This window comes from Domibacillus robiginosus (genome assembly GCF_000966195.1).
Taxonomy (GTDB): Bacteria; Bacillota; Bacilli; order Bacillales; family Domibacillaceae; genus Domibacillus; species Domibacillus robiginosus.
Genome location: NZ_LAHL01000041.1, coordinates 1 through 22,014 on the forward strand (window position 1 = coordinate 1; position 22,014 = coordinate 22,014).

At 39.6% G+C, this 22,014-nt stretch carries 21 protein-coding genes and 1 pseudogene; 4 read left to right on the plus strand and 18 right to left on the minus strand.

The genetic code is table 11. The annotated features are described in order from the left end of the window. Window positions 1-317: 317 nt before the first annotated feature. From VP97_RS17610 to VP97_RS17660, 11 genes are all read right to left on the minus strand, one after another. Window positions 318-1,505 carry a Gfo/Idh/MocA family protein gene (locus VP97_RS17610; RefSeq protein WP_050183392.1) on the minus strand — a complete coding sequence of 396 codons (1,188 nt, stop codon included), beginning with the start codon at window positions 1,503-1,505 and terminating at the stop codon, window positions 318-320. 30 nt (window positions 1,506-1,535) lie between these two features. Continuing rightward, window positions 1,536-2,459 (minus strand): sugar phosphate isomerase/epimerase family protein, encoded by a 924-nt coding sequence (locus VP97_RS17615; protein ID WP_050183393.1) that lies wholly within the window; start codon window positions 2,457-2,459, stop codon window positions 1,536-1,538. Window positions 2,460-2,542: 83 nt separating this feature from the next. After that, window positions 2,543-3,961 carry a sugar porter family MFS transporter gene (locus tag VP97_RS17620; protein WP_050183480.1) on the minus strand — a complete coding sequence of 473 codons (1,419 nt, stop codon included), beginning with the start codon at window positions 3,959-3,961 and terminating at the stop codon, window positions 2,543-2,545. A 347-nt stretch (window positions 3,962-4,308) separates the two neighbouring features. Next, window positions 4,309-5,178 (minus strand): AraC family transcriptional regulator, encoded by an 870-nt coding sequence (locus VP97_RS17625; protein ID WP_050183394.1) that lies wholly within the window; start codon window positions 5,176-5,178, stop codon window positions 4,309-4,311. A gap of 103 nt (window positions 5,179-5,281) precedes the next feature. Continuing rightward, entirely contained in the window at window positions 5,282-6,064 is a 783-nt protein-coding gene (locus tag VP97_RS17630; RefSeq protein WP_050183395.1) for a CPBP family intramembrane glutamic endopeptidase, read from the minus strand. A gap of 647 nt (window positions 6,065-6,711) precedes the next feature. After that, window positions 6,712-7,026: a helix-turn-helix domain-containing protein gene (locus VP97_RS17635; protein WP_050183396.1), complete on the minus strand. Its 315-nt coding sequence runs from the start codon at window positions 7,024-7,026 to the stop codon at window positions 6,712-6,714. A 289-nt stretch (window positions 7,027-7,315) separates the two neighbouring features. After that, window positions 7,316-7,966 (minus strand): YesL family protein, encoded by a 651-nt coding sequence (locus tag VP97_RS17640; protein ID WP_050183397.1) that lies wholly within the window; start codon window positions 7,964-7,966, stop codon window positions 7,316-7,318. Between the two features lie 79 nt (window positions 7,967-8,045). Next, on the minus strand, window positions 8,046-9,353 hold the full coding sequence (locus VP97_RS17645; protein ID WP_050183398.1) for an ABC transporter substrate-binding protein: 1,308 nt from the start codon (window positions 9,351-9,353) through the stop codon (window positions 8,046-8,048). A 54-nt stretch (window positions 9,354-9,407) separates the two neighbouring features. Continuing rightward, complete coding sequence (locus tag VP97_RS17650; protein ID WP_082220422.1) at window positions 9,408-10,286, minus strand: carbohydrate ABC transporter permease; 879 nt, start codon at window positions 10,284-10,286, stop codon at window positions 9,408-9,410. Between the two features lie 3 nt (window positions 10,287-10,289). Next, the gene (locus VP97_RS17655) at window positions 10,290-11,180 is read right to left on the minus strand and encodes a carbohydrate ABC transporter permease (protein WP_050183482.1); all 891 of its coding nucleotides are present in this window, start codon (window positions 11,178-11,180) and stop codon (window positions 10,290-10,292) included. Window positions 11,181-11,501: 321 nt separating this feature from the next. Further along, the gene (locus tag VP97_RS17660; protein WP_050183399.1) at window positions 11,502-12,011 is read right to left on the minus strand and encodes a GNAT family N-acetyltransferase; all 510 of its coding nucleotides are present in this window, start codon (window positions 12,009-12,011) and stop codon (window positions 11,502-11,504) included. 308 nt (window positions 12,012-12,319) lie between these two features. Here VP97_RS17660 and VP97_RS24555 point away from each other — a divergent pair, with 308 nt between their 5' ends. Next, on the plus strand, window positions 12,320-12,496 hold the full coding sequence (locus VP97_RS24555) for a family 10 glycosylhydrolase (protein WP_245629926.1): 177 nt from the start codon (window positions 12,320-12,322) through the stop codon (window positions 12,494-12,496). A 461-nt stretch (window positions 12,497-12,957) separates the two neighbouring features. Here the strand turns inward: VP97_RS24555 and VP97_RS17670 are convergent, their stop codons facing one another. From VP97_RS17670 to VP97_RS17680, 3 genes and pseudogenes are all read right to left on the minus strand, one after another. Further along, a complete protein-coding gene (locus VP97_RS17670) occupies window positions 12,958-13,794 on the minus strand; it encodes an STAS domain-containing protein (protein ID WP_050183401.1) in 837 nt (278 codons plus the stop codon). 274 nt (window positions 13,795-14,068) lie between these two features. Beyond that, window positions 14,069-14,689, minus strand: a pseudogene (locus VP97_RS17675) (LysE family translocator). Between the two features lie 453 nt (window positions 14,690-15,142). Continuing rightward, window positions 15,143-15,592 carry an AraC family transcriptional regulator gene (locus tag VP97_RS17680; protein WP_050183402.1) on the minus strand — a complete coding sequence of 150 codons (450 nt, stop codon included), beginning with the start codon at window positions 15,590-15,592 and terminating at the stop codon, window positions 15,143-15,145. A gap of 351 nt (window positions 15,593-15,943) precedes the next feature. Here VP97_RS17680 and VP97_RS17690 point away from each other — a divergent pair, with 351 nt between their 5' ends. After that, window positions 15,944-16,639, plus strand: coding sequence for a polysaccharide deacetylase family protein (locus VP97_RS17690; protein WP_050183483.1), 696 nt, complete (start codon window positions 15,944-15,946; stop codon window positions 16,637-16,639). Window positions 16,640-16,745: 106 nt separating this feature from the next. Here VP97_RS17690 and VP97_RS17695 read toward each other — a convergent pair whose 3' ends face one another. Continuing rightward, window positions 16,746-17,198, minus strand: coding sequence for a MarR family winged helix-turn-helix transcriptional regulator (locus VP97_RS17695; protein ID WP_050183404.1), 453 nt, complete (start codon window positions 17,196-17,198; stop codon window positions 16,746-16,748). A gap of 124 nt (window positions 17,199-17,322) precedes the next feature. Between VP97_RS17695 and VP97_RS17700 the strand changes: the two genes are divergently transcribed. Further along, window positions 17,323-17,769, plus strand: a complete 447-nt coding sequence (locus tag VP97_RS17700) for a GNAT family N-acetyltransferase (protein WP_050183405.1) — start codon at window positions 17,323-17,325, stop codon at window positions 17,767-17,769. 905 nt (window positions 17,770-18,674) lie between these two features. After that, complete coding sequence (locus VP97_RS17705) at window positions 18,675-19,253, plus strand: hypothetical protein (RefSeq protein ID WP_050183406.1); 579 nt, start codon at window positions 18,675-18,677, stop codon at window positions 19,251-19,253. A gap of 72 nt (window positions 19,254-19,325) precedes the next feature. Here the strand turns inward: VP97_RS17705 and VP97_RS17710 are convergent, their stop codons facing one another. The 3 genes from VP97_RS17710 to VP97_RS24950 form a co-directional block, all read right to left on the minus strand. After that, window positions 19,326-19,742 (minus strand): YflT domain-containing protein, encoded by a 417-nt coding sequence (locus tag VP97_RS17710; protein ID WP_172656806.1) that lies wholly within the window; start codon window positions 19,740-19,742, stop codon window positions 19,326-19,328. A 96-nt stretch (window positions 19,743-19,838) separates the two neighbouring features. Next, window positions 19,839-21,311 carry a protein adenylyltransferase SelO gene (locus tag VP97_RS17715; RefSeq protein WP_050183408.1) on the minus strand — a complete coding sequence of 491 codons (1,473 nt, stop codon included), beginning with the start codon at window positions 21,309-21,311 and terminating at the stop codon, window positions 19,839-19,841. Between the two features lie 435 nt (window positions 21,312-21,746). After that, entirely contained in the window at window positions 21,747-21,983 is a 237-nt protein-coding gene (locus VP97_RS24950) for a YgiT-type zinc finger protein (RefSeq protein WP_156153545.1), read from the minus strand. Window positions 21,984-22,014: the final 31 nt, after the last annotated feature.

Sequence of the window (22,014 nt, forward strand, 5' to 3'; positions counted from 1 at the left end):
CATTTTTCTGCAGAAAAATGATTATTTTGTATCACAATCGTGTTCAGCCGGTTCTCTACAATGATTAATAAAAGACTTTCAAGTAAATGTGCAGCCCGTACACTATGCTATTCGCTTCTTTTGTCTTGAAAGCCGTGTTCTGTCCTTTCAACTCAAAGGTCAAATTTGATCAAACTTTGTGTTAAATAAATATTTTACGCAAATATGAATAATTATCCCTTTTTATGAATAATTATCCTGTCCCATTTCCAAAAACAGCAGCAAAAAAGCTGCCTGAAGTCCCGTTTTACTGTCAGGCAGCTTTTGATTTACTCTTCTTATTTGGATGGGCTTAATTCATGCCGGTAGTCAACCCAGACAGAACCATTATCCGCAGAGCGTACACAGTTCTCTACCCAGCGAACGCCTTCCACACCCGCTTCAATTCCTGGATACCAAACGTCATTCAACTCATCTTCATTGTCCAGTGCTGTCATTGCTTTAGCAAAACGCGTATAAAGGTTCGACCATGCTTCAAATAACCCTTCAGGATGGCCGCCGCCAATCCGGTCGTCTGCTAATGCTTGTGGATACAGGTAGTCCATTCCGCGCTCTAAAATCTGTACCGGCCGCCCCTGGACTTCAAAACGCAGCTGGTTCGGCTGTTCATCCCACCATTCAATACTTGCTTTAGAACCAATCACTCGTATTTTTTGTCCATGCATCGAGCCTGCATTCACAGCAGAAGACCAGACTATGCCTACTGCGCCATTTTGGTATTCCATGATCGTGTAAGCGTTATCCTCAAGCGGCGCACGGCTTTTGACAAAGCTTTGGCGTGTGCACATTAGCTTTTTGATTTTCATATTTGGCAGCATGACTTCTGACAAGAAAAGCGGGTGTGTTCCTAAATCACCAAGTACATAGCTTGGCCCTGCCATTTTAGGATCGACACGCCATTTTGTGCTGGCATTTTGTTCCTCCACTTCTCCAGAATGAAAGCCGTGGGCAAATTGCATATTCACAATTCTGATTTGGCCTAACTCACCGTTTGCGATTAACTGGCGCGCCTGCTCAATCATTTGGTGACCAGAATAACCGTATGTAATTCCGACAACACGGTTCTTTGCTTTGGCTAATGCTTCAAGCTCTAATGCTTCTTCCGTCGTAAAGCAAAGCGGCTTTTCGCAGATCACATGCAGGCCTGCTTCCAGGGCTGCTTTAGAAATCGTATAATGCGTGCCATTCGGCGTAGCGATAGAAACCGCTTGAATGCCATCCTCACGTTTTGCTTCTTTTTCAAACATTATTTTATAATCAGAATAGCAGCGCTCTGGAGAAACGTGCAATTTGATCCCAACGTCTTTGCCGCGATCTGCATCAATATCAAAAGCGCCTGCAACAAGTTCGAAATTGTGATCACGCAGTGCAGCTGAGCGGTGGATATAACCGATCTGACTTCCCCGCCCGCCTCCTACCATCGCCCAGCGGATTGGTTGCTGAATTACTTTTTCGCCGTTAATCATTTGTCACTCTTCCCTTCATCTATATTTTCGTTAATAACCTACGCTTTTTAAATAGTCGACACTTTGTTTCACATCCCGCAGACTCGTATCGGCATTGCGGGGATCACGTTCCTGCTCAATTGTGATATAACCCTGGTAGCCAATGTCTTTTAACAGCTTGTGGATGGAATTGTAATCAATGATGCCTTGTCCAATCGGGCACATCACGTCTTTGGCACATGCTTCAAAGAAGCGGATATGCTCACCCATCACTTCATTGTAAATATCGAGGTTAATATCTTTAAAATGGATGTAGTCTAAGCGGTCTGCATAGTCTTGAATCCACTGGTATGGGTCCATCTTGGAGTAATAAAGATGACCCGTATCGAGACAAAGACCGGCTGTTTCGTAAGGGATATCTTCTAAAAGCCGTTTAATTTCATCTTCAAATTCAATGTATCCGCCTGCATGAGGATGAATCACAGAGCGGACGCCGTATTTTATCCAGGCACGGTCGGCAAGTGCCTGGATATGTGTCATCATTGTATTCCAGGCATTCGGAGACAATCGCTCTGCTTCATCCGGCTTGCCGGCCTTATAATCCCTTTCATCATGTCCCCAGTCAATAATCACCAGGTAAGGAGTCGGAAACTTCTGCCCCTCTTCCTGGGGTGACGGTGGAAGTTTAGTAATTAGAGAACAGATATCGTCTACCTGGCTCAATAAATTCTTTAAATTAGAGGGTGAGACCAAATCGTCAAAAATGGTCCCTGCAATGATGTTTAAATCGTTTTTAGACAGCTCTGTCTGTACCCGCTCAATATCCATTGGAATATATCCGTATGGGCCAAGTTCAATGCCTTTGTAGCCTGCTTGTGATGCTTCGTATAATACTCGTTCCCATGGCGGAAGATATGGATTTTTCGGATCATCCACTCCCCAGCAGCAGGGTGCCCCTGCAATTTTAATTCCCATATTAAGTACCTCTCTTGTTCGTTATACTAAGACTACATCATTTAGAAGCGCTTTCAATTATTCTTTGAAATAAACTGTTATAATTATCGAGCTTTAACAATTGATGCCTTTCTATTACCTTTATCAGATTGTGAACGGAAATGTTCTTCCAGCTCTTCAAGTGTCCGCCCATTTGTTTCGGGCATGAATTTATATACGAACCCAATTCCTAATAAGCCTAAAGCGACAAAAACAAAGAATGTAGCAGATAAACCTACAGTGCTCAGCAATATTGGAAACGCAAAACCAATAATAAAGTTGACAATCCAGAGGAAAAAGACACTGATACCAGAACCAAGGCCTCTTAACCTTTGCGGAAATATCTCGGCAATGACTAACCATGTCACCGGTCCCACACAGCCCTGCATAAACGCAAGGAACAGAACGGTTAAAGAAAGTACAACATATGGAAGTGCAGCCGATCCCTCTAGTACCATAGAAAAGATAGCAATCAAGAACAGAGCAGTTGTAGTTCCAGATAAACCAATGATCAACAGGGGACGCCGGTTAACCTTCCCAACCAGCCAAATACCTACTACGACTGCAATGACTGAAATAAGTCCATTCGCAATGTTCGCGATTAAGGCTGCTTTCGTACCGAACCCAGATTCTTCAAGAATTTGTGTCCCATAATACATGATAGAGTTAACACCTGTAATTTGATTTACCATGGCAATTCCAATCCCAATAAGCAAGATACGACGCAGCCATGGAGCAGAAAAGTCTTTCAAAGAGGCTTTTTCAAGCTCTGAATCTTTTTTTACGGCTGTTTCAATTTCATAAAATTCCGCTTTTGCTCGTTCATCATTCCGTATTTGTTTAAGGACACGGAGCGCCTCTGTATTTTTTCCTTTTGAAGCCAGCCACCGTGGACTCTCTGGAACCGCCAGCATACTGACAAATAAGATTACAGCTGGGACCGCACAGAGAGCAAGCATGTACCTCCAAACATGACCGGTATCCGCCATTGTAACACCAAGAATGGCATTAAAAACATAAGCCAGCAGCTGCCCGCCCACAATCATAAATTCATTCATAGTAACCATTCGGCCCCTTTTTTCATGAGGTGCCATTTCTGCTAAAAAGGCCGGGACCATAGACGAAGCTCCTCCAACAGCAAGACCAAGTAAAAATCGAAAGACAACCATGATGGGAACATTGGGAGCAAATGCAGTACCCAGTGATGCCAGTAAGAATAAAAAGGATAGATTTAAAATCATTTTGCGGCGTCCATAGCGGTCTGCTAATTTTCCGCATATTAAGGCACCAAATGCTGCGCCTAATAGGAGTGAACTCGTCACAAGGCCTTCTGTAACGGGTGTGAGATGAAGCTGATCAGGTCTTTCCATAAAAGGTAAAGCACCATTGATCACACCCGTGTCATATCCGAAAAGAAGCCCTCCAAATGTTGCGGAAACCATGATAATTTGTAAATACATTTTGTGATTGATAGATTTCTTCATCACTTGATTACTCATGTATAACCACCTCCATAGGCTGCGTTGTAGTAGATACTCTTTCACTTGAGAATTTACGTTGACTTGTTTTTAGGTATTCATCTGTTTGTGCATTAGGCAGTTTCCTGTCCTCTTATTTGCATTTGAAAGACATCATCCCCCTCAGTACCCCTTACCTTTATAGGCTATAGACTCAAAGACAGTACTTTTCATGTTCCCCCTTTTTTCTGGAATGGTTAAGGGCTTACCTTAACTTGAGTATACGGAAAAGCGCTTACAAAGTATTTATCTTGAAAGGACTGTTTTTTTGTAATCTAAGGACATACAGAAAACAAAAAACCTCTAAAGTGTTTTTAGAGGCTTGCTTGTTTTCTGTATTTTCCCGGGGTTAAGCCCATTTCTTCTTGAAACACACGAGTAAAATAATGGACTGATGAAAAACAGTATTGCTCCGAGATGGTTTTAATGTCCAAGTTCGTCATCCGGAGCATCTCTGCTGCCGCGTCAATCCGTTCTTGGCGTATAAAAGCCGTGTAAGATACTCCTAAATGGTGAGTAAATAAGCGCGACAGGTGCCGGGTTGATATATGGAGGTACTGCGCTACATCTGTTATTGAAAGAGGCCTGTTTAAATTGTCTCTAATAAATAATTGAGCCTGGTTGACTAGCATTCGGCCTTTGTTTTCATTATTAATATTGCTCTCGTCCTCTTTCTCATCAGCTCCACAAAATAAAACCTGGAGAGAAAGCAAAAAGGAATGACTAAGTGAATTCAAGATTTCGGTTGGGCAGGATAGGCTCCCGTGCTTCATTAATGTTGTTAATAAGTGGGAAGACAGTGAATCTTCTGCACGCTGAATAGGCATGGTTTTCATTTGAGAAAGGCATTTAAAGAGATGGACGCCTTTCTCTGTTGAAGAGGATAAATCTACCTCAAAACCAACCCAGAAAAGGGAGAGATTTTTCCCTTTATGAATTCTATGAAGTTTTTCAGGGCGTGAACAGAAGAATACGCCTTTTTGCAGCGGATAGCTTTGACCGTCTTCAAAGTAAAGACCCGTTCCGTCAAACACATAACAGATCTCAAAAAAGGAGTGTTTATGAAGTGGATTATCTGGATGATTGGGATGTGCCCCCCAAGAATGGATGAGAAATGAGACATTCTTTCCTTGTAGGTAAATACATCTTTTTTGTAGTTTATCAATAGTAGCAGCCACGTTCATTATGATTCTCCTTTAAAATACGTGTACTAAACTAATTATTATCAAGTACTGGATGTTAACCTTGTTGGCTCAGAAATCACCGAGATAAGATCTCAAGGTCTCTCTAATTTAGAATGAAACCACTTGAAACCATCAATATATTTAAAACAAAATGCCAAATCATTGCAGGAATGATGCTTCCTGATTTAACGGTAATGCCTCCATAAAATACGCCGCCAATCGCAAAAGCTATACATACCACCCATGGAATTCCAAGAGAATAGTGCTGCAAGCCAAAGCCTATGCTCGTTACGATAACGGCCCATTTCTCGCCTAGTTGCTCTGAAAAGCGGCTTAGCAGAGCCCCTCTCCAAATGAGTTCTTCAAGCAAAGCGTTTGTAACAGAAAAAATGATCAATAGAAGCCAGATGTCTTCAAAATAAGCCCAGCCGCTTCGAGCCATAAAAGGTGCCAGGGAAACAATATTGACCACCAAGGCAATGATTAAAAAGACTTTGATGCTTGTCCGGTGAAACCCTGACCATATAAACGGAAAATGAATTGACTCCTGCCAATTTGGTTTTCTCATATGCTTTATAAAAGGAGAATGAGAAAAAAAAGACAAACAGAACAAGGGAATTAAAATGAAAACCAATGATCCTCTATTAAACAAGATCTGCAGCTCCCTTGGTTGAAACTGTTCCACCCATTGAGAAGCTGACATTAGATATACATAAAAACCGATTCCAAATAAAAGGGTTGTGACCATAAACCTTTTCGCTGATTGGTCAAATGCCGCAAAACAAAAAACAGCCGCAGCGGCCCACAGTCCAATACCCCAATAATGATGAAGTTGTATGAAAATAAGAAGAGAGATAAATAAGGATAATAAAATGATATTTCTCAAAAAGGCATTATGTATATCGTTCCCCTCCCTCGCAGATTATCTATATATATCTTATAGCGGATTGAACCAGGCTTGCGAGTAAATTTTATATTCAGGAGGTATAAAAAGTCATAAAAGAGCTGACTTGTCCTATTTTAATTAAAAGCAGTAGAAATGATCAGCTTCCTCTTTCACAGCTGCCGAAGCAGTTATGCTCCACTCAGAAGAAAAGAAAAGCGTATTCCATTTCTCTTTTCTCAAAAAATCGTGTATACTGAAGGTAACAAACAGCTATATTAAAAAAGCCGATTCGATGCTGGTAACATCAAATCGGCCTACCAATAGCAGGCTTCCCTTATGGGGAGTCAGCAGTCTAAGGGGATAATCCACCAGAGCGCTCAACTCAATGGTGGATTATTTTTTTTGGTTAAATGACAAAATCGCTACAACAAGGCTTGCAAAACTAACTGCAAACATGAGAGATTCGAATGTTGTCACAGCGCCACCCCCTTTCTATAAAGGGGATTTTGCTGACCACCATTGAGAAAACCTGTTCTATTGTTCTCTTATTATATCATTTTATAAGAAAGGCTGCCTTGATTTTCACAAAGAGCAAGGAAAAACATTCACCTATTTTTCGTTCAATACGCCAATACCAACTCGGCTTTTCACCTTTTAACAAGTTTGTACCGTTTGTGTGTCAGTCCTGTTTCTTTTGCTACCAGGGAGCTGAGATCTGTTTCGAGAACTTGGGCAATCCCTTTCAAATTCGCAATGGTTAAATTATGGTTTCCTGTTTCAATTCTTGACATGACACTTTGCTGCGTATTCAGCCGATCAGCAAGCTGCTTTTGCGTAAGACCGAGCTTTTTTCTCCGGCGAATAATGTTTCGAGCAATTAATTGCTCTATGTCTTTTTCATTTTTCTGCTGATTCTCTTGATTTGCATAGCTTTTAGAGATGTGCTGTTCTGTATAAATCATGACTGCGCCCCCGTTCACTTTATAGATATTACGCCCTATTTTTGTACCTTATTTTTTCTATCGGTATTTTTATATATAGTTTTAGTGATTCCGCGCAAAATCGATTTATCTATAAAAATAGACACACCTAAAAAAACGGGAAGGCAGTTGAGATCGAAATTTTCCTTCGTTATAGGTTATACCTCTATATTGGCTTTTTTATAATCATATAAAAAGAATTTCTTCCACAAAAGAAAAGTCCACCATCAGAGAGTAGTGGACTCTTTATCTTAACAGAACGATTTTTTACTTACTCGATAATCGGTTGAGACTTTTGGTTTGGCCTCCTATGTTGACGCTCTATTTTTTGAAATGCCGGCAGTGTAATCATCAACCACAAGGAGCTGACTGTACTTCCTAGAAAAAAAACAATTAGTATGGGCATTTTAGACATGAAGAAAAATATACCGTATCCAAGGATTAAAAGTAAAAGCGCTCGAAAAGGTGCCGCAAATACAAGTAAAAATGCGAGGCCAACATATTTGGTTGTCTTTAATTCATATTGCACATACAGCGGAAAAATAAAAGCAAGTCCCATTAAAAATAACAATCCGACTATATACAAGCAGGCATGCAGCATTTGCATGCCTGCGGTTGAACCAAAGTTGAACACAAACAAATCTATATAAATAATCCACCCTGGTATACTTAACAGAAGTCCCAATACATTCGACTTTACAAACTCTTTCCGATAAACCTTCCAAAAATGCTGAAAGACAGTGGTATCTTGTTTCCCTCTTATTTGAGCTCTAAGTACGCTAAACATGGCGGCGGTTGCTGGCATAAAACCAAAAATCACAAGACCTAACACAGTGAATGCGATCCACAGCACATTAATATAAGCGAGACGGGCTATTTTTTCAAAAAACACCAAAAGCTCATTTATCCAGTCTTCCTTCATTGCCCATTGCTCCTTTCCCTTTATCCAACTGTCTACTAAAAGGTGAAACAGCTGCCACAAGCGGCAGCTGTTTCACCTTTTATTTTACTTCAATGTCGGGATATTGATTTTGAACAAATCCTTTAAAATCACTTAATGCTTTCTCATAGGATTCACCGCTGTTAATGGCTTCAGAGGCGGCATCATACCAAAGAGTGGTAATTTCATCATTGTTTTCTGTTGCTTTCACTGCAGGAATATCCATTACGAGATCATAATAAGTATCCAGGATTTTCTGCTCTCCGAAGAACTCATGTGTAAAGGTATCTTTATTTTTTTCATAAACCGTTTGCAGGGCCGGCATGTTTCCTGTTTGTTCTAAGTTATATTGCTGCCATTCTTCTCCCGCAATAAATGCAAGAAACTCATAAGCTAGCTTTTTGTTTTCTGAACCTTCATATATCGCGCGATATGTACCGCCTTCGAAGTAGCCGCTCGGTGTTTTGGCAAGCCCATATTTTCCTGCTGCTGCTCCGTTTTCGTTGTCGATCATAAAGCCGGCCCATGCTGGATTGGCAAACATAATGACGCCACCTTCATTCAGTGCATCACCCCAGCCGCCTGACATATATCCAAGCTTCGCATCCACATTTTCATCTCTTATGGCTTTCATATTGTTAAAAACCGTTTCCCAGGCAGGATCAATGTTCAAGGTATTTTCCTTTACCCACATTTCCTGATGGGATTTTTCTGAATTGTACGCATCACCGTAGTGAGAGATTAAGCTGACCTGTCCATTGCTTTTTTCTTTTACCTGCTTGCCCAATGCAATGATTTTATCCCAGCTGCTAACCATCTCTGATACCTTTGCGGGATCGCTTGTTCCGAGATATTTTTCTGCTAAGTCTCTATGGTACCAAAAAGCGCCTGGGGAAGAGTGATCCGAAATAGCACGGATCGATCCGTCTTCTCCTGTACCCAGCTCTTTTACATATGGAACGTAGTCTTTTACAAGGTCGTCTGCACCCATAGCAGACAAGTCGGCAACAAAGGGTTGATTCATAAATTTGCCCATATATCCTTTTTCTAAATCAAAAATGTCAGGGACATCTGTTTTCGTATTAATAGCATTCATCAGCTTCGTTTGGTATTGGTCACCCGGAAATACGCTTACATTTACCTTAACATTAGGATATTCTTCTTCAAACTTTACAGCCATTTTTTCTACATCAGCAAAAAACGTCCAAATTTCTAATGTGCCTTTAAAATCTTCCGGTGCAGAAGCATTTGCATTTGGATCGTTTTTAGCAGCGCTGCTTTCCTTTTCTGAGTTTGAAGAGCAGGCCCCCAGTATACTGAATGCTAAGAGCAGCAATAAACATACATACAGCCTTTTTACATTTTTCATTTTCATTTCCCCCTTTATTTTAAAGAAAACTGCTTTATATATTTTGTTCCTTCTTTATTCTTTTATGGCGCCGGACATCACGTTTCCGATAATCTGCTTTGAAAAAATAGCAAAAACTATCAGAACCGGAATAATGGATATAACGATTCCAACATACTGGGCCCCATAATCGACATTAAACTGGCTTCTTACGCTGGCAATCATGACGGGCAGCGTCTGCAGTTCTGTGTCAAAAATCAGAATCATCGGCTGCAGAAATTCATTCCACTTACCAATAAATAAAAAGATGCCTAATGTGGCGATAGCGGGCGCCATTAGGGGCAAAGCAATGCGGTGGAACGTTTTTAGCTCTCCGCAGCCATCAATGCGGGCAGAATCCAGTAATTCTTTTGGGACGGCCCCGTCTGCCACCTGCTTAAAGAAAAATAAAGCAAAAGCATCGCTGATGGATGGTAGAATAAGCGGCCAATATGTATTAATTAAACCCATTTCGTTTACCAGACGGAAATAACCGATAATGCCCAGCTGGCCCGGAACCATCATCGTAGCCAGAACAGCCGCGAATAAAAAGGAATTTCCTTTGAATCGGTATTTTGAAAATCCATAACCGGATAAAGCTGAAAAATACAAGCCAAGAACAGTGGATACGATGGTAATAAACAAACTGTTAAACACACCGCGCCATAGAGGCACTACATCTATCAGCCTTTCATAATTACTGAGGAAATGATCTCCCGGCAGAAGAAGGAGTTTTCTCGTGATATCAGCGTTTGCATGAGTAGACGTAATGATCATGCTGTAAAAAGGAATTAAACAGATAATGGCCGCCACAAGTAAAAAGATCCAGATAATGGTTTTGACGAATAAACTTTTCCGCTTAGTTTTTTTCCATTCTCTTTCGTACGGCGGCAGGGTGCCTGCAGCATTTTTCATTTTTCACACCTCCTTTTTGTTCCGTACCCCTGGAACCATAAAAGTAATAATGGTAGCAAGTGCAATGACGACGAAAGCTCCGTAAGCAATAGTGGCCCCGTATCCGTAATCGTACCGTACAAAAGCCGTCTCATATAAGTTCATGATCATAGTAAGCGTAGAGTTATCCGGCCCTTTTCCAAGCATTAATGGCGCATCAAAAATTTGAAGACCGCCAATTACAGAAGTAATCAAAGTAAAAATAATGACCGGTCTCATTAAAGGAATCGTAATGTTCAGAGCAATTTGTAGTCTTGAGGCTCCATCAACTTCAGCTGCTTCATACAAATCCTTTGAAATTGCCTGAAGACCGGCCAAAAATACGAGCATGTTAAATCCAAAGTTTTGAAACATAATAGCCAGCGCTACAATGGCACGGGCCATCCATGGGTCATTCATCCAATTGACTGGCTCATCAACAATGCCTATGTATTCCAAAATTTTATTAATACTTCCGGTTTGCCAATCAAAAAGAAGGGCAAACATAACACCAAGGGTGACTGGAGTAATGATGTTTGGAAAATAAAAAATGGCATGAAAGAAATGACTGCCTTTAATGAACTTCTCATGCAAAACGAGTGCTAAGATAAGGGCAATCGAAAGCTGAGGAATGATAGAGAAGATCCAAATGATTAAGGTATTCAGGATAGATTGGTAAAAAACTTCATCGTGAATCAGGCGCTCGTAATTGGCTAGTCCAACAAAAACTGGCTCCTCGAATCCGCTCCAGCTTGTAAAGCTTAAGTAAAATGAATATAAAATCGGTCCCAGGCCAAAAATAAAAAAACTCAGGAAAAACGGAGCAACAAAGTAGTAGCCGTACCGATCTTTATTTAAACTGTTTTTTTTAAACATAAATGCTGACTCCCCCTCTTCCTCAACAAAAACAGGCAATATGATCCTGCTTGCTTTAAGAAAATATTTCATTTTTATTTATCCGCTTTTTGACCTCATACGTTTTTCACCCACTTTCTTTTCAGTCATACGTACCGTATACCCTTTCGTTAAAAAAATAAGTCCGTTCTTTTCTCTTATTTTTTGCGTTTTTTCTGGTTTTTGTGAGAGAGTATGGAAAAAAAACAAAGTGTAATCAGCATATTTTTGATGGCTATATAAAGGGGCAGGTAAAGAGCAACAAAAAAACGCAGCCGCTAAGCTGCGCTTTTTTTACTCGTTTTACAATGGCTTATCCATATGTATAGTGCCCCATACTGGGTCTGCTTCTCTTAACCGCTCTTCAAACCCTTTGGCTTTCCAGAATGGAAGAGCTTCAGACAGAAAAGGATGTGTATGCAGATATAGTGTCCGGTATCCGGCTTTAATGCTAAGACGGGCTGCTTCCTGGAATAGAGCCGTACCCAGACCTAAACGTCGTCGATTAGGGTTTATGTAGCATTTTACTACTTCGGCAGTTGCTGATAGGTCATAACAGCCGCTCAATTGATCGAATCGACCATCGTACGGACAAATACCGATCGTGCCCAATACAGTATCATCTTCTGCAAAAGCAGCGAGAAAAAAAGATTTTTCCGAGTGCTGGTAGTGCCGGTCAAAATGAAGAAGGTCAGCCGGAAGCTGTTTAGGAGACAGCATAGGAAAAAGATCTTGTCGCATACTCATTACAAAGTCAATTACCTTTCCAGCTTGCTCTCCTTCCACCTTTTTGATCGTAAAAGTCTGCTTCATAATCTATTCCCGTCCTTCTAACGTTGATTGATGTTACTTTATTGTCTCACTTATTTAAAAAAAAGATAGAATCAGCCTGTCAGCTCCCTTCACCGCGAAGATTGTAGTTAAATAACTAATGATTTATACCGCAAGTAAAAGAAAATGGAGAATGGATAAAGGCAGCTGGTTCATTTGGATTTTAATGTTTGTTTTATGTATGTCTTTGGTTCCTTTGCTTTCCTATGCTTCAAATACTACAGCACCTAAAAGAGAAATTCGGGCAAGTATGGATTGCATCGGCTCAGAACATTGATATAAAGGCAGGCATGAATAAAACACAATATACAACCTGGATACGGCAGACGCTCGATCAATTAAAGGCCAGCAAGTTTAATGCCGTGATTTATCAGGTAAAGCCGACAAGCGATGTACTGTACCCGTCTAAGCTGGCACCGTGTTCCGCTTATATTACAGGGAAGAAGCGAGGGACAAGCCCTGGTTAAATTATGATTACGGAGGCGCATAGCCGTGGCATGGAGCTGCATGTCTGGATTAATCCATACCGTGTGACAATGCCTGGTGAGACCTTGAAAAACTTATCAACTCAAAATGCAGCACGCAAAACCCAGGCTGGGTCGTAAAATACGAACGACAATATTACTTAAATAAAGCCGGGGCTTTCTGAAGTTCAGAATTATTTGGTTGCCTCTGTTAAAGAATTGGTACAAATAATCTCATTTAGTGTTTTTTTGTCGTTGGTATGATCGTAGATAAGAACTTGCTATCTTTCATTCCCAAAGATTCAGAATCTGGCCTCAGGCATCTTTTTCCCCCGAATACTAAAACATCATCAGTATAATGAAAAGCCCATCCGCGGCTCTTTAAAATCAAAAAACCCAGTTTATATCTAACTGGGTTTAAAATCACCTCATAATATACATCGATTATCTAGAAAAGTAAAAAATTATAATATGGCTGCATGAATTGTACTTGATAAATTAGCTGAAATAGAAATTTGATCAAAATTTATACCAAGCTGAACAGCTGTCTGGGCTATTTCAGGTCGAATCCCTGATAAAGATGTTTTTACGCCAATCAACCCTAATGCCTCTACCAGCTGGAAAAGCTGCTGGGCTACCATGGTATCCACCACAACTACTCCTGACAAATCGATTAAAAGCTGATTCACATTTTTTTCATGACACTGCTCAAGTGTTTGTTCAAGTATGTATTTTGCTCTTGTTGTATCAATATCTCCTACCAGGGGGAGCAGGGCTACATTTTGACTAAGGCTGATGACCGGCGAACTTATTTCATTAATCATTTCCTGCTGGCTCTGCAGCCTCTTCGATGCAAATTCATGATATTTTTCCATATACCAAATAACAATTTTATCAATTGCAACAGTAATTTGCTGGTTCCACATCTGGATGGTATCTTGTGAGCACCTTTCATGGTTATCCTGCGCAAAATCCTGAATAAAAGTTAAATACTGATCACGAGTTCTAAAAAATTCCCTTACAATAAAATGAACAGGCGTTACTAAGTGTTGTTCATCTGAAGCTACTTTTAACACCCATTTCTCCATCTCTTTCAAGAAAGCAGGCTCCTCTTGAACAAACAAACGGCAAAACTGTATATGAAATTCATAGTTTTGCTCTTTTAGTACCTGCACAGCCTGAGGATCTGTATTACTATAAACACCTGTAGGATCACTTTTATCTAAAGAGTCGTACCAGTCTTCTGTTAATTGACGAGCTTTTTGCAGCATAAACTCTTGTAATTCTCTGCTTCTATACATCTTTAATCCTCCAACAGCCAAAATAAATATACTAAACCAATTGTAGCTTATCAGGAACAAAGTGGCTATTTTTAATCCCCCATTTATTCACCACTTTTCCTTCTCCTTTTTTACTCCCCTGTTCAGCGAGAGTTAGCGCAGCTTTAACGACTCGTATATAGTCGTTTCATCATCGACTCGTTCCAGTTAACACAGTCAAATATTGTCCCATATCTTCTCTCCTGTGAGCGGCAGGCATAGGCGCCGGCCGCTCTCGGGCTTTATACGTCACCCCTCATTTATGACTAAAAGCTATTTTGATACCGATCAAAGTAAAAATAGCGCCCTGTATAAGATTCATTTTCCGGGATAAAGATGAACTTTTGCGTAAGAATTCTCCAATTGCTCCAGCAAATACACTGATTAGCATAAAAAGAACGAAAGCCTGAATCAGGAAAATAAATCCGTACATAACCATCTGCAGCGGCACACGTCCTGTTGCATAATCGATAAATTGTGGAAACAGGGCAAGAAAAAACAAAGAAACCTTTGGGTTTAAAACATTCATGACAATCCCTTTTTGATAAAGTGCTTTGTAGCTTAATGAATCTCTTTTTTCCACAGAAAAATTAGAGCCTGTATCGCGGAATGATTTATACGCTAAGTACAATAGATACAAGGCTCTTGCATATTTAATGATGGCAAATGCGACAGACGATTGATAGATGACGGCGGAAATACCGATTGTAGCAGCTGTGATATGTACAAGAAGCCCTCAAAAAAGGCCGAGAGCCGTAATCCCTGCTTTCTACCCTTTCGCTATGCTTTGCGCCAAAACAAATAGGTTATCCGGTCCTGGCATAAGCGTAAGAAAACTGGCCGTCGTTAAAAAAGAAATGACTGAAAGAGCGCTCATTGATTATACTCCTTTCTTTATCTAATCTTTTTGTTTGTATAAGTTTTCCCCTTTTATCTCGGTAAAATTTCAACATAATCTGGGCCATATTATTAAAATTAAACATTTCATTGCTAAATACTTAAATTGATCATTACGTTATACGTATATATTATCTGTATCTGATCTCAATAAAAAAAACGGCTGCATTTTGCAGTCCGCTTAAAAGAAAGATTTTGAATACGCCGCTTTTTTTATTAGTTTATGGACCTTTGAAAGAAATGTTCGGGCATTTGATACTCAGAAACTTATTCCTGGCTTTTATCCTTATGTAAGCGACTCCCCCGTGTTGTCTGCACAATCTTTCACCTCCGGCTTAAAGAAGAAAGTCTATACTTCTTACGACAGCAAGATTTGTATATAGAAAACATTCTGTGAATAGTTGAAAACACGGCCTATAGAATCAAGTTATAATTACTTGATGGGCACACAAATTTCGCACTGATGATTAGAAACCAGTTTTCTCTCGTATCTTTCGAAAGAAGGCCGATCATCAATCTGATAACCGCTGTTGGACAATTCAGAAACAATACAGCCCCATGCTTTTTGAATGTCTTCCATTGCGTGTTTTACTTTGTAAATGGCATAGTTCCCACCGCAAAGTTCGCTTTCGCTCATAAAATCGTCAATTTGATCATCTTCCGAAAGAACGATACAAGCATCGTCGCGACAGTTTTCAGGCAGCGTTGTTTCGAGGTTATCTTGTGAAACTTCAAGAACTATAGATGTTTCGGAGAGCAGATCGTTTTCCGCTGTCCATTTCTTTAATGTTTGCATAGCTTGAATGTTAGCAAAGCCGTATGGACCTACTTGCCGCACATAGGCGATACGAGATTTTGGAAGCGTTTCGATTTTCTTAGTCATGTTTTCTTTCTTCTTTCCACAGAGTATTGGCCACATTCCGAATGTATCATTTTATAAAAATATAATCATTTGTTTTTTTAAAATATAAGAGTGCCCTGGAAGAAGAAAAAACAGTATTATTATAAATCAATGGAGTGTATCCTGATATCTTTTTTACATATGCAAAACAAGTTAAAAAAAGGCAGGTTAGACTTTATAGTTATGGATGTTTTGATTTTATTTTGAATTTTGCAAATAGTGTATTAACATCAAAATTAATTTTTTCTTCCGCCGCAAAGGAGCAAGAAGATTTTATTAAAGTATTTTATAATAAAAGAATAGTTAATGACATTTAAAAGAAAGGTAATTTCCATGAAAAAAACACTAATAATGATTGGAATAACCATTTTAATCGGGTTCCTTTTATTATGGGGGACTTATAAGCTAATGAATGCTAGAGATTTTCAACTGTTTGGGGGATTGACTAATCACATAGAAACCCAGCAAAAGGTAGTTGCGTTAACCTTTGATGACGGACCAACAAAAAAGGCAGATGACATTCTTCCCTTATTAAAACAGTACAATGCAAAAGCCACTTTTTTTCTAATTGGAAATGAAATTAAAAAAAATCCTGAGGAAGCTAAAAAAATTGCAGCTGCTGGCCATCAAATCGGAAACCATAGTTATTCGCATCAGCGAATGATTTTGAAATCTTATTCTTTTATCAAAGAAGAAATTGAAAGAACTGACCAGTTAATTAGAAAAATTGGCTATGAAGATGAAATAGACTTTCGTCCTCCAAATGGGAAGAAAATTTTAATGCTACCCTTCTATTTAAACAGACATAATAGAGACACAATAACCTGGAGCATTGAACCCGATCGTGCTGCTAACAAGGTTCGTTTTGTAGAGAAGAATATAGAAAATGGCTCTATCATTTTGCTCCATCCAATGTATGACGAAACCGGTAAAGAGCTGAAAGTGATAAAAGAAATATTACATTCATTAACAGAAGAAGGCTATACATTTGTCACAGTGAACGACCTTCAGAAATTGCGGGGTAAATAACATCGTAATCAAGGGAAAGCCTTATCGTCTTGGCTTCCCTTGTACTGCCCAACTGATTGGACTACTTACGGTCCAGAGATTAAAAGCAGTCTGCGAGGTGATCCGCTCAATACTCTCGTTTGTTTCCTTTTTTAACAAGCTCCCAATCAATCTCCACATTTTTCCTTACTCTTTGAAGAAGATCAAAAAGCATTGCTGCTTCTTCTTCTGAAAGTCCAGTCAGTGCTATCTGGTTAGAATGGTCTCCTTCTCTTTTCAAAAAAGGGTAAAGCTTTCTGCCTTTTTCGGTTGGATATAGCTTTTTGATTTTTTTATTATGGTCATCCTCTTTTTTTACAATAAAACCTTGAATTTCCAACTTTTTAATGGCACGAGCTGCTGTAGTGCGGTCTACTTTAAGCATTTCCGCAACTTTTTCCTGAATAATGCCCGGATTTTCACAAATTCTTATCAGATATAAATACTGACCTTTCGTAAGGTTAAACTCTTTAAATTCAATGTTACTGATTGAATCGAGCGCTCTGGCGATCATTCCAATTTCTCTGAGAATCTCCCTCATGTGTAAACTCCTTGTTTTTCGTTGTATTTGCAACAAAAATGCATTATAGTTGATATCATAATGAGTCATATACATGTACGATGACTGGACGATTTTAATAAATCTAGAAAAGGATTGAAGAAACATGCATGCTAAAATCATAACATTGGACAGTGAATTAAAAAAAGCCTTTTCCATTCGGAAAGAAGTGTTTGTTGAAGAACAAAAGGTATCTTTAGAAGATGAATTTGATGAGTTTGATACTCTTCAGGGACCTGCTCAGCACATTCTGGTTTATTATGAGGATGAGCCGGTCGGAACAGGACGGATAAGATGGGTTGATGATGTTGGCAAGCTGGAAAGAATTTGTATACTAAAACCTTACCGTCAATTCGGCCTCGGAAAAGTGATCATTGGGGCGTTAGAAACGATAGCGAGGAAGCAGGGAACTTCTCAGGTCAAGCTACATGGACAGGTACAGGCAGAGGGCTTTTATAAGAAACTTGGCTATTATGCTTCATCAGATGTTTTTATGGAGGATGGTATTCCCCACCTTTTGATGAAAAAAGAGTTAACTGCTGAACTTTTATGAGACGTCTCAGTATGACAAAGTACACCCTTTATTCAACTGGATCGTTATGCTTATGTTTGGTGTTACCTTAACAATACAGTCAGTCCTCGATCTCCTTTTGACGCTTTGTTAGTCGGATGAGCCGGCCATTCAGGGCTTACAGTGGGAAGCTGGGAAGTTATTATTGCTTGCATTTTTATTTGCTGCAATTCAATATGAAAACAATAAAGATTAGAGTTTTCCGGGCTGTAATGGCTTTTGTCACCGAAATTAGTATAGATCTATGGCATTTTTATTAGGCTCTTTCGCTACACCAGAGTTATGGTCTTATGAATAAATTATTATGTGATGGTGCACGCTTCATCATAATAGGGCTGGGCACAGCTATCTATTTACATACCAATTTCGCCCCATCCCTGTTGATCGTTTTATGTTGATTATTCAAGAATTAACAAAAATGAATATATGGCTCATAAAAATAGGTATTTATGTTCTTTTTCTTTATCCCTTTTATTCCACGGACCTGTTGGCGCGGGAATGATACTGGCTGTTTGTCTAGAATGCTTGATTCTTCATTATTGCATGGCTTTAACAGGCTTTAAGCTAAAGCCGCATTTCTCTAAACAAGCAAATATTTAAATCAACAAATAAACAGGATTATTTATTGGAGCTTTGAATAAAACTGCTTAAAAATCATCCATCCGAACAAACAATAAAACGAGAACGAGTTTTTTCACGGATAGTCTTCATACTGTAAGTTTCCAGCTCTTCCTCTGTTAAAAGGACTGAAGGCGTAGCTATCATATCTGGCGCAAATCGATTTCCTTGAGTACTTTCCCAATTGCACCCTTCGGAAGAAAAAACGGTTCGTTCATCTTAAAGACGGGTAGCTGTTAATTAAAGACTTATACTAAGGTGAGTGTTTGATGTTTGGATTATCCGATTTACTATCGTTAGTGATTTCAGCTTTTATTATTTTGCCAGTGGTTGTATTATTGCGAGAAATGGGTTATTTGATTGTGAGTTTCCTCTTCGGGGTCGAAAATCCAAGAATTACAATCGGTTCAGGCCCTCGAATATTTAAGGCAGGCATACTGGACGTGAGAAAGTATTATCACCTCTATAGCTGGTTTTCTTATGATTCTTTAAACAAAGAAAACAAGTGGGTTTATATTTTTGTATATGCAGGGCCTATTTTAACGAATGTCATTACTGCTTTAATCATTAATTCTCTTTTGGCAAATGGTTATTGGCAGGAATACGCTACATTTTGGGATCGATTTATTTTTTATGCATTTTACTACGTATTGTTCGATGCTGTGCCAATGAAGACAGTAAACGGGAAGCCCAATAACGGTTTAATTATTTATGACATGCTTCGATATGGAAGGAGAACTGATTACAATCAAGAACCGATCATTCCTGCAACAAAGGATATAGAAGAACAATACCAGCAGCATATGGAAGAAATTGAGGAAATTAAAAAAAAGGAACAGCAGGATTAATAAAGTAATTCCATATAGTATTTGCCTGAATAAGTATAAGACTTATTCAGGCTTATTCTGTCGTTTATTATTTTAAATAAAGTAATCCTCTACGCCCGGATCTGTATATGGGCTTGTTGTATGAAAAGGCTCATTGTTTTCTGGCTTTGGCTTTGCATCTACATATAGCAGCATACCGCCTGTGATCACATCTGTGTAATGCTTGTCTGCTTCTTCCTCCGACATGCCAGCTGACATTCCTATACGAAGCAAAGCATCACGTACAGGCTTATCCCCCAATAAAAAAGCAGCAAATCGGTCTCTCCACGATTCAAGTCGCGCAGACTCTACTTTTATATCCATCTGACCTTTTCTCATTAACATCTCTTCTTCATCTTTTACGATAACATACATATCTTCTTCTTTATAACCTTCTTGTTTTAACTCATTGATCTTCCATAACAAATCTTGTTCTTCATAATAAACATAGATAAATTTTTTATCTGCCATCATCACGATTCTCCTTAAACTTAAAAATAAGGATGCCTTTAAAAAAGGTCTCCTTATTTTTAACCGATCTTTGATTCAACATACAAAAAGCTTTTATCAGGTCCCACAGAATGTTCGGTACGGACGTAGTGTTGGCTCAGGAAGATCCGCATATTCCGCTTGTTCTGCAGAATACGCATATGGGTCAGAAAGAGCTTTAAGCAATTTTTCCATTACAATAAAGTCTCCCTGTCCGGCAGCTTCTAATGCTGCTTCTACTCTGTGATTCCTCGGGATCACAGCCGGATTGCTGCTTCGCATTAAGTCACGTGAAGCTTCTTTTGATTCTGACTGTTTATCCAGTCTATCGTGCCAGCGTTTCTGCCATTCGGCAAATTCCGGTGCTTTAAACAAGTCCATGTTTTCTAGCTGGTCAGCTGTTAAAGCACGGAACGTGTTCGTGTAGTCTGCACGATATTTATGCATCAGGCTGAGAAAATCTTCAATAAGCGCTTCGTCTCCTGCTTCTTTATTCATAATACCGAGTTTGGCTCTCATTCCTGCAAGCCAGTTCGAGCGGTATACTTCAATATAATCTGTTAGTTCTTTTTGAGCCAGGTTTACCGCTTCATCCTGATCTTTATGCAAAAGTGGCAGCAGCGTTTCAGCAAGTCGCGCCAGGTTCCATCCTCCAATAGGCGGCTGATTTTTATACGCATAACGCCCTTGAACATCAATGGAGCTGAATACCGTCTCCGGATCATATACATCCATAAAAGCACAAGGACCATAATCAATGGTTTCACCGCTGATCGTCATATTATCAGTGTTCATAACTCCATGAATAAAACCGACCAGCTGCCATTTGGCTATTAAAGATGCTTGACGCCTGATCAATTCTCGAAGCAGTGAGAGGTAGCGGTTTTCACTTGCCTCTATATGTGGATAATGACGCGAGATCGTGTAATCAGCGAGGCTGCGCAGGTCTTCTTCAGAACCCCATTGCGCTGCAAACTCAAATGTGCCGACACGCAGATGGCTGGCCGCTACACGTGTCATAATTGCACCAGTCAAGCCGGTTTCACGGTTAACGGTTTCCCCTGTTGTGACAACGGATAAACTTCGAGTAGTCGGAATTCCAAGCGCATGCATGGCTTCGCTAATAATGTATTCACGCAGCATTGGACCCAGTGCCGCCCGGCCGTCGCCTCCACGCGAATAAGGGGTTCGCCCCGAGCCTTTAAGCTGGATGTCAAAACGGTCTCCAGAAGGCGTGATCTGTTCACCAACAAGCAGTGCCCGGCCGTCGCCAAGCATGGTAAAGTGCCCAAATTGATGGCCTGCATACGCCTGAGCAATCTTTGCGGCGCCTTCAGGTACCCGGTTACCCGCTAACACTTCTATTTCTTCTGCTTTTCTTAGTTGTTGTGCATCCAGTCCAAGAGAGGAAGCAAGCGTATCATTTAAAACGACGAGTTTGGGCGAGCGTACAGGATTTACGTCAATAACTGAGAAAAATGTTTTTGGCAGCTGAGTATAACTGTTGTCAAGGCTCCAGCCAGTTTGGGTTGTTTCGTTTTCCTTTGTCATCGTATCCCCTTTTCTTTTTGTGTCTTTTATATGTTGGTTTGCTTTTCAACACATTTAAATAATGCACTTTAGTTTATCATGCAACAGACTTAATTAATGTCTGCGCTACTTTTTTTATTATACCCTTCCCAGCTTTTGATAAAGCTTTTATTAGCTCGGGTTTTGTTTTTGGCAAAAACGAGGTTATTGCTATATGTTTTTTTAAAATATCCTTTGATTTTTGCACATAATGTTTTTAAAATAAACCATTTTTGAAACGCTTTATTTTCTTAAAACACCCGCTGATCCAGGGAAATTGTTCGTATCCTCTCTTTTAAACTAAATAAAAATTATCCAATTTATTTTATAAACGTATTATAGTCTTACTTAAATAACTCCTTGCATTCAAAAAAAAAAAGAACCAACAAAATAAATTTGTCGGTTCTTTTTAATCCTCTATTTGGTTTGAGCACTTTGAATAAAATCAATTGACGTAATTCCATATTGTTCATAAGCCTGCTGAGCCACTTTTTTGCTTTCTTGGAGAGAGTTATATTCCCTATTCCTACAGTGTGTACAGTGGCCATATGGCACGTTATGAATAAACAGTATTTTCCCCTGGTAATAAAGGGAGGACATATCCAGAGACGGCAACAAAACTCCTTGATGACAATAATTGCAACTAGCTAACAATTTTTGCTACCCCCATATAATCATCTCTATG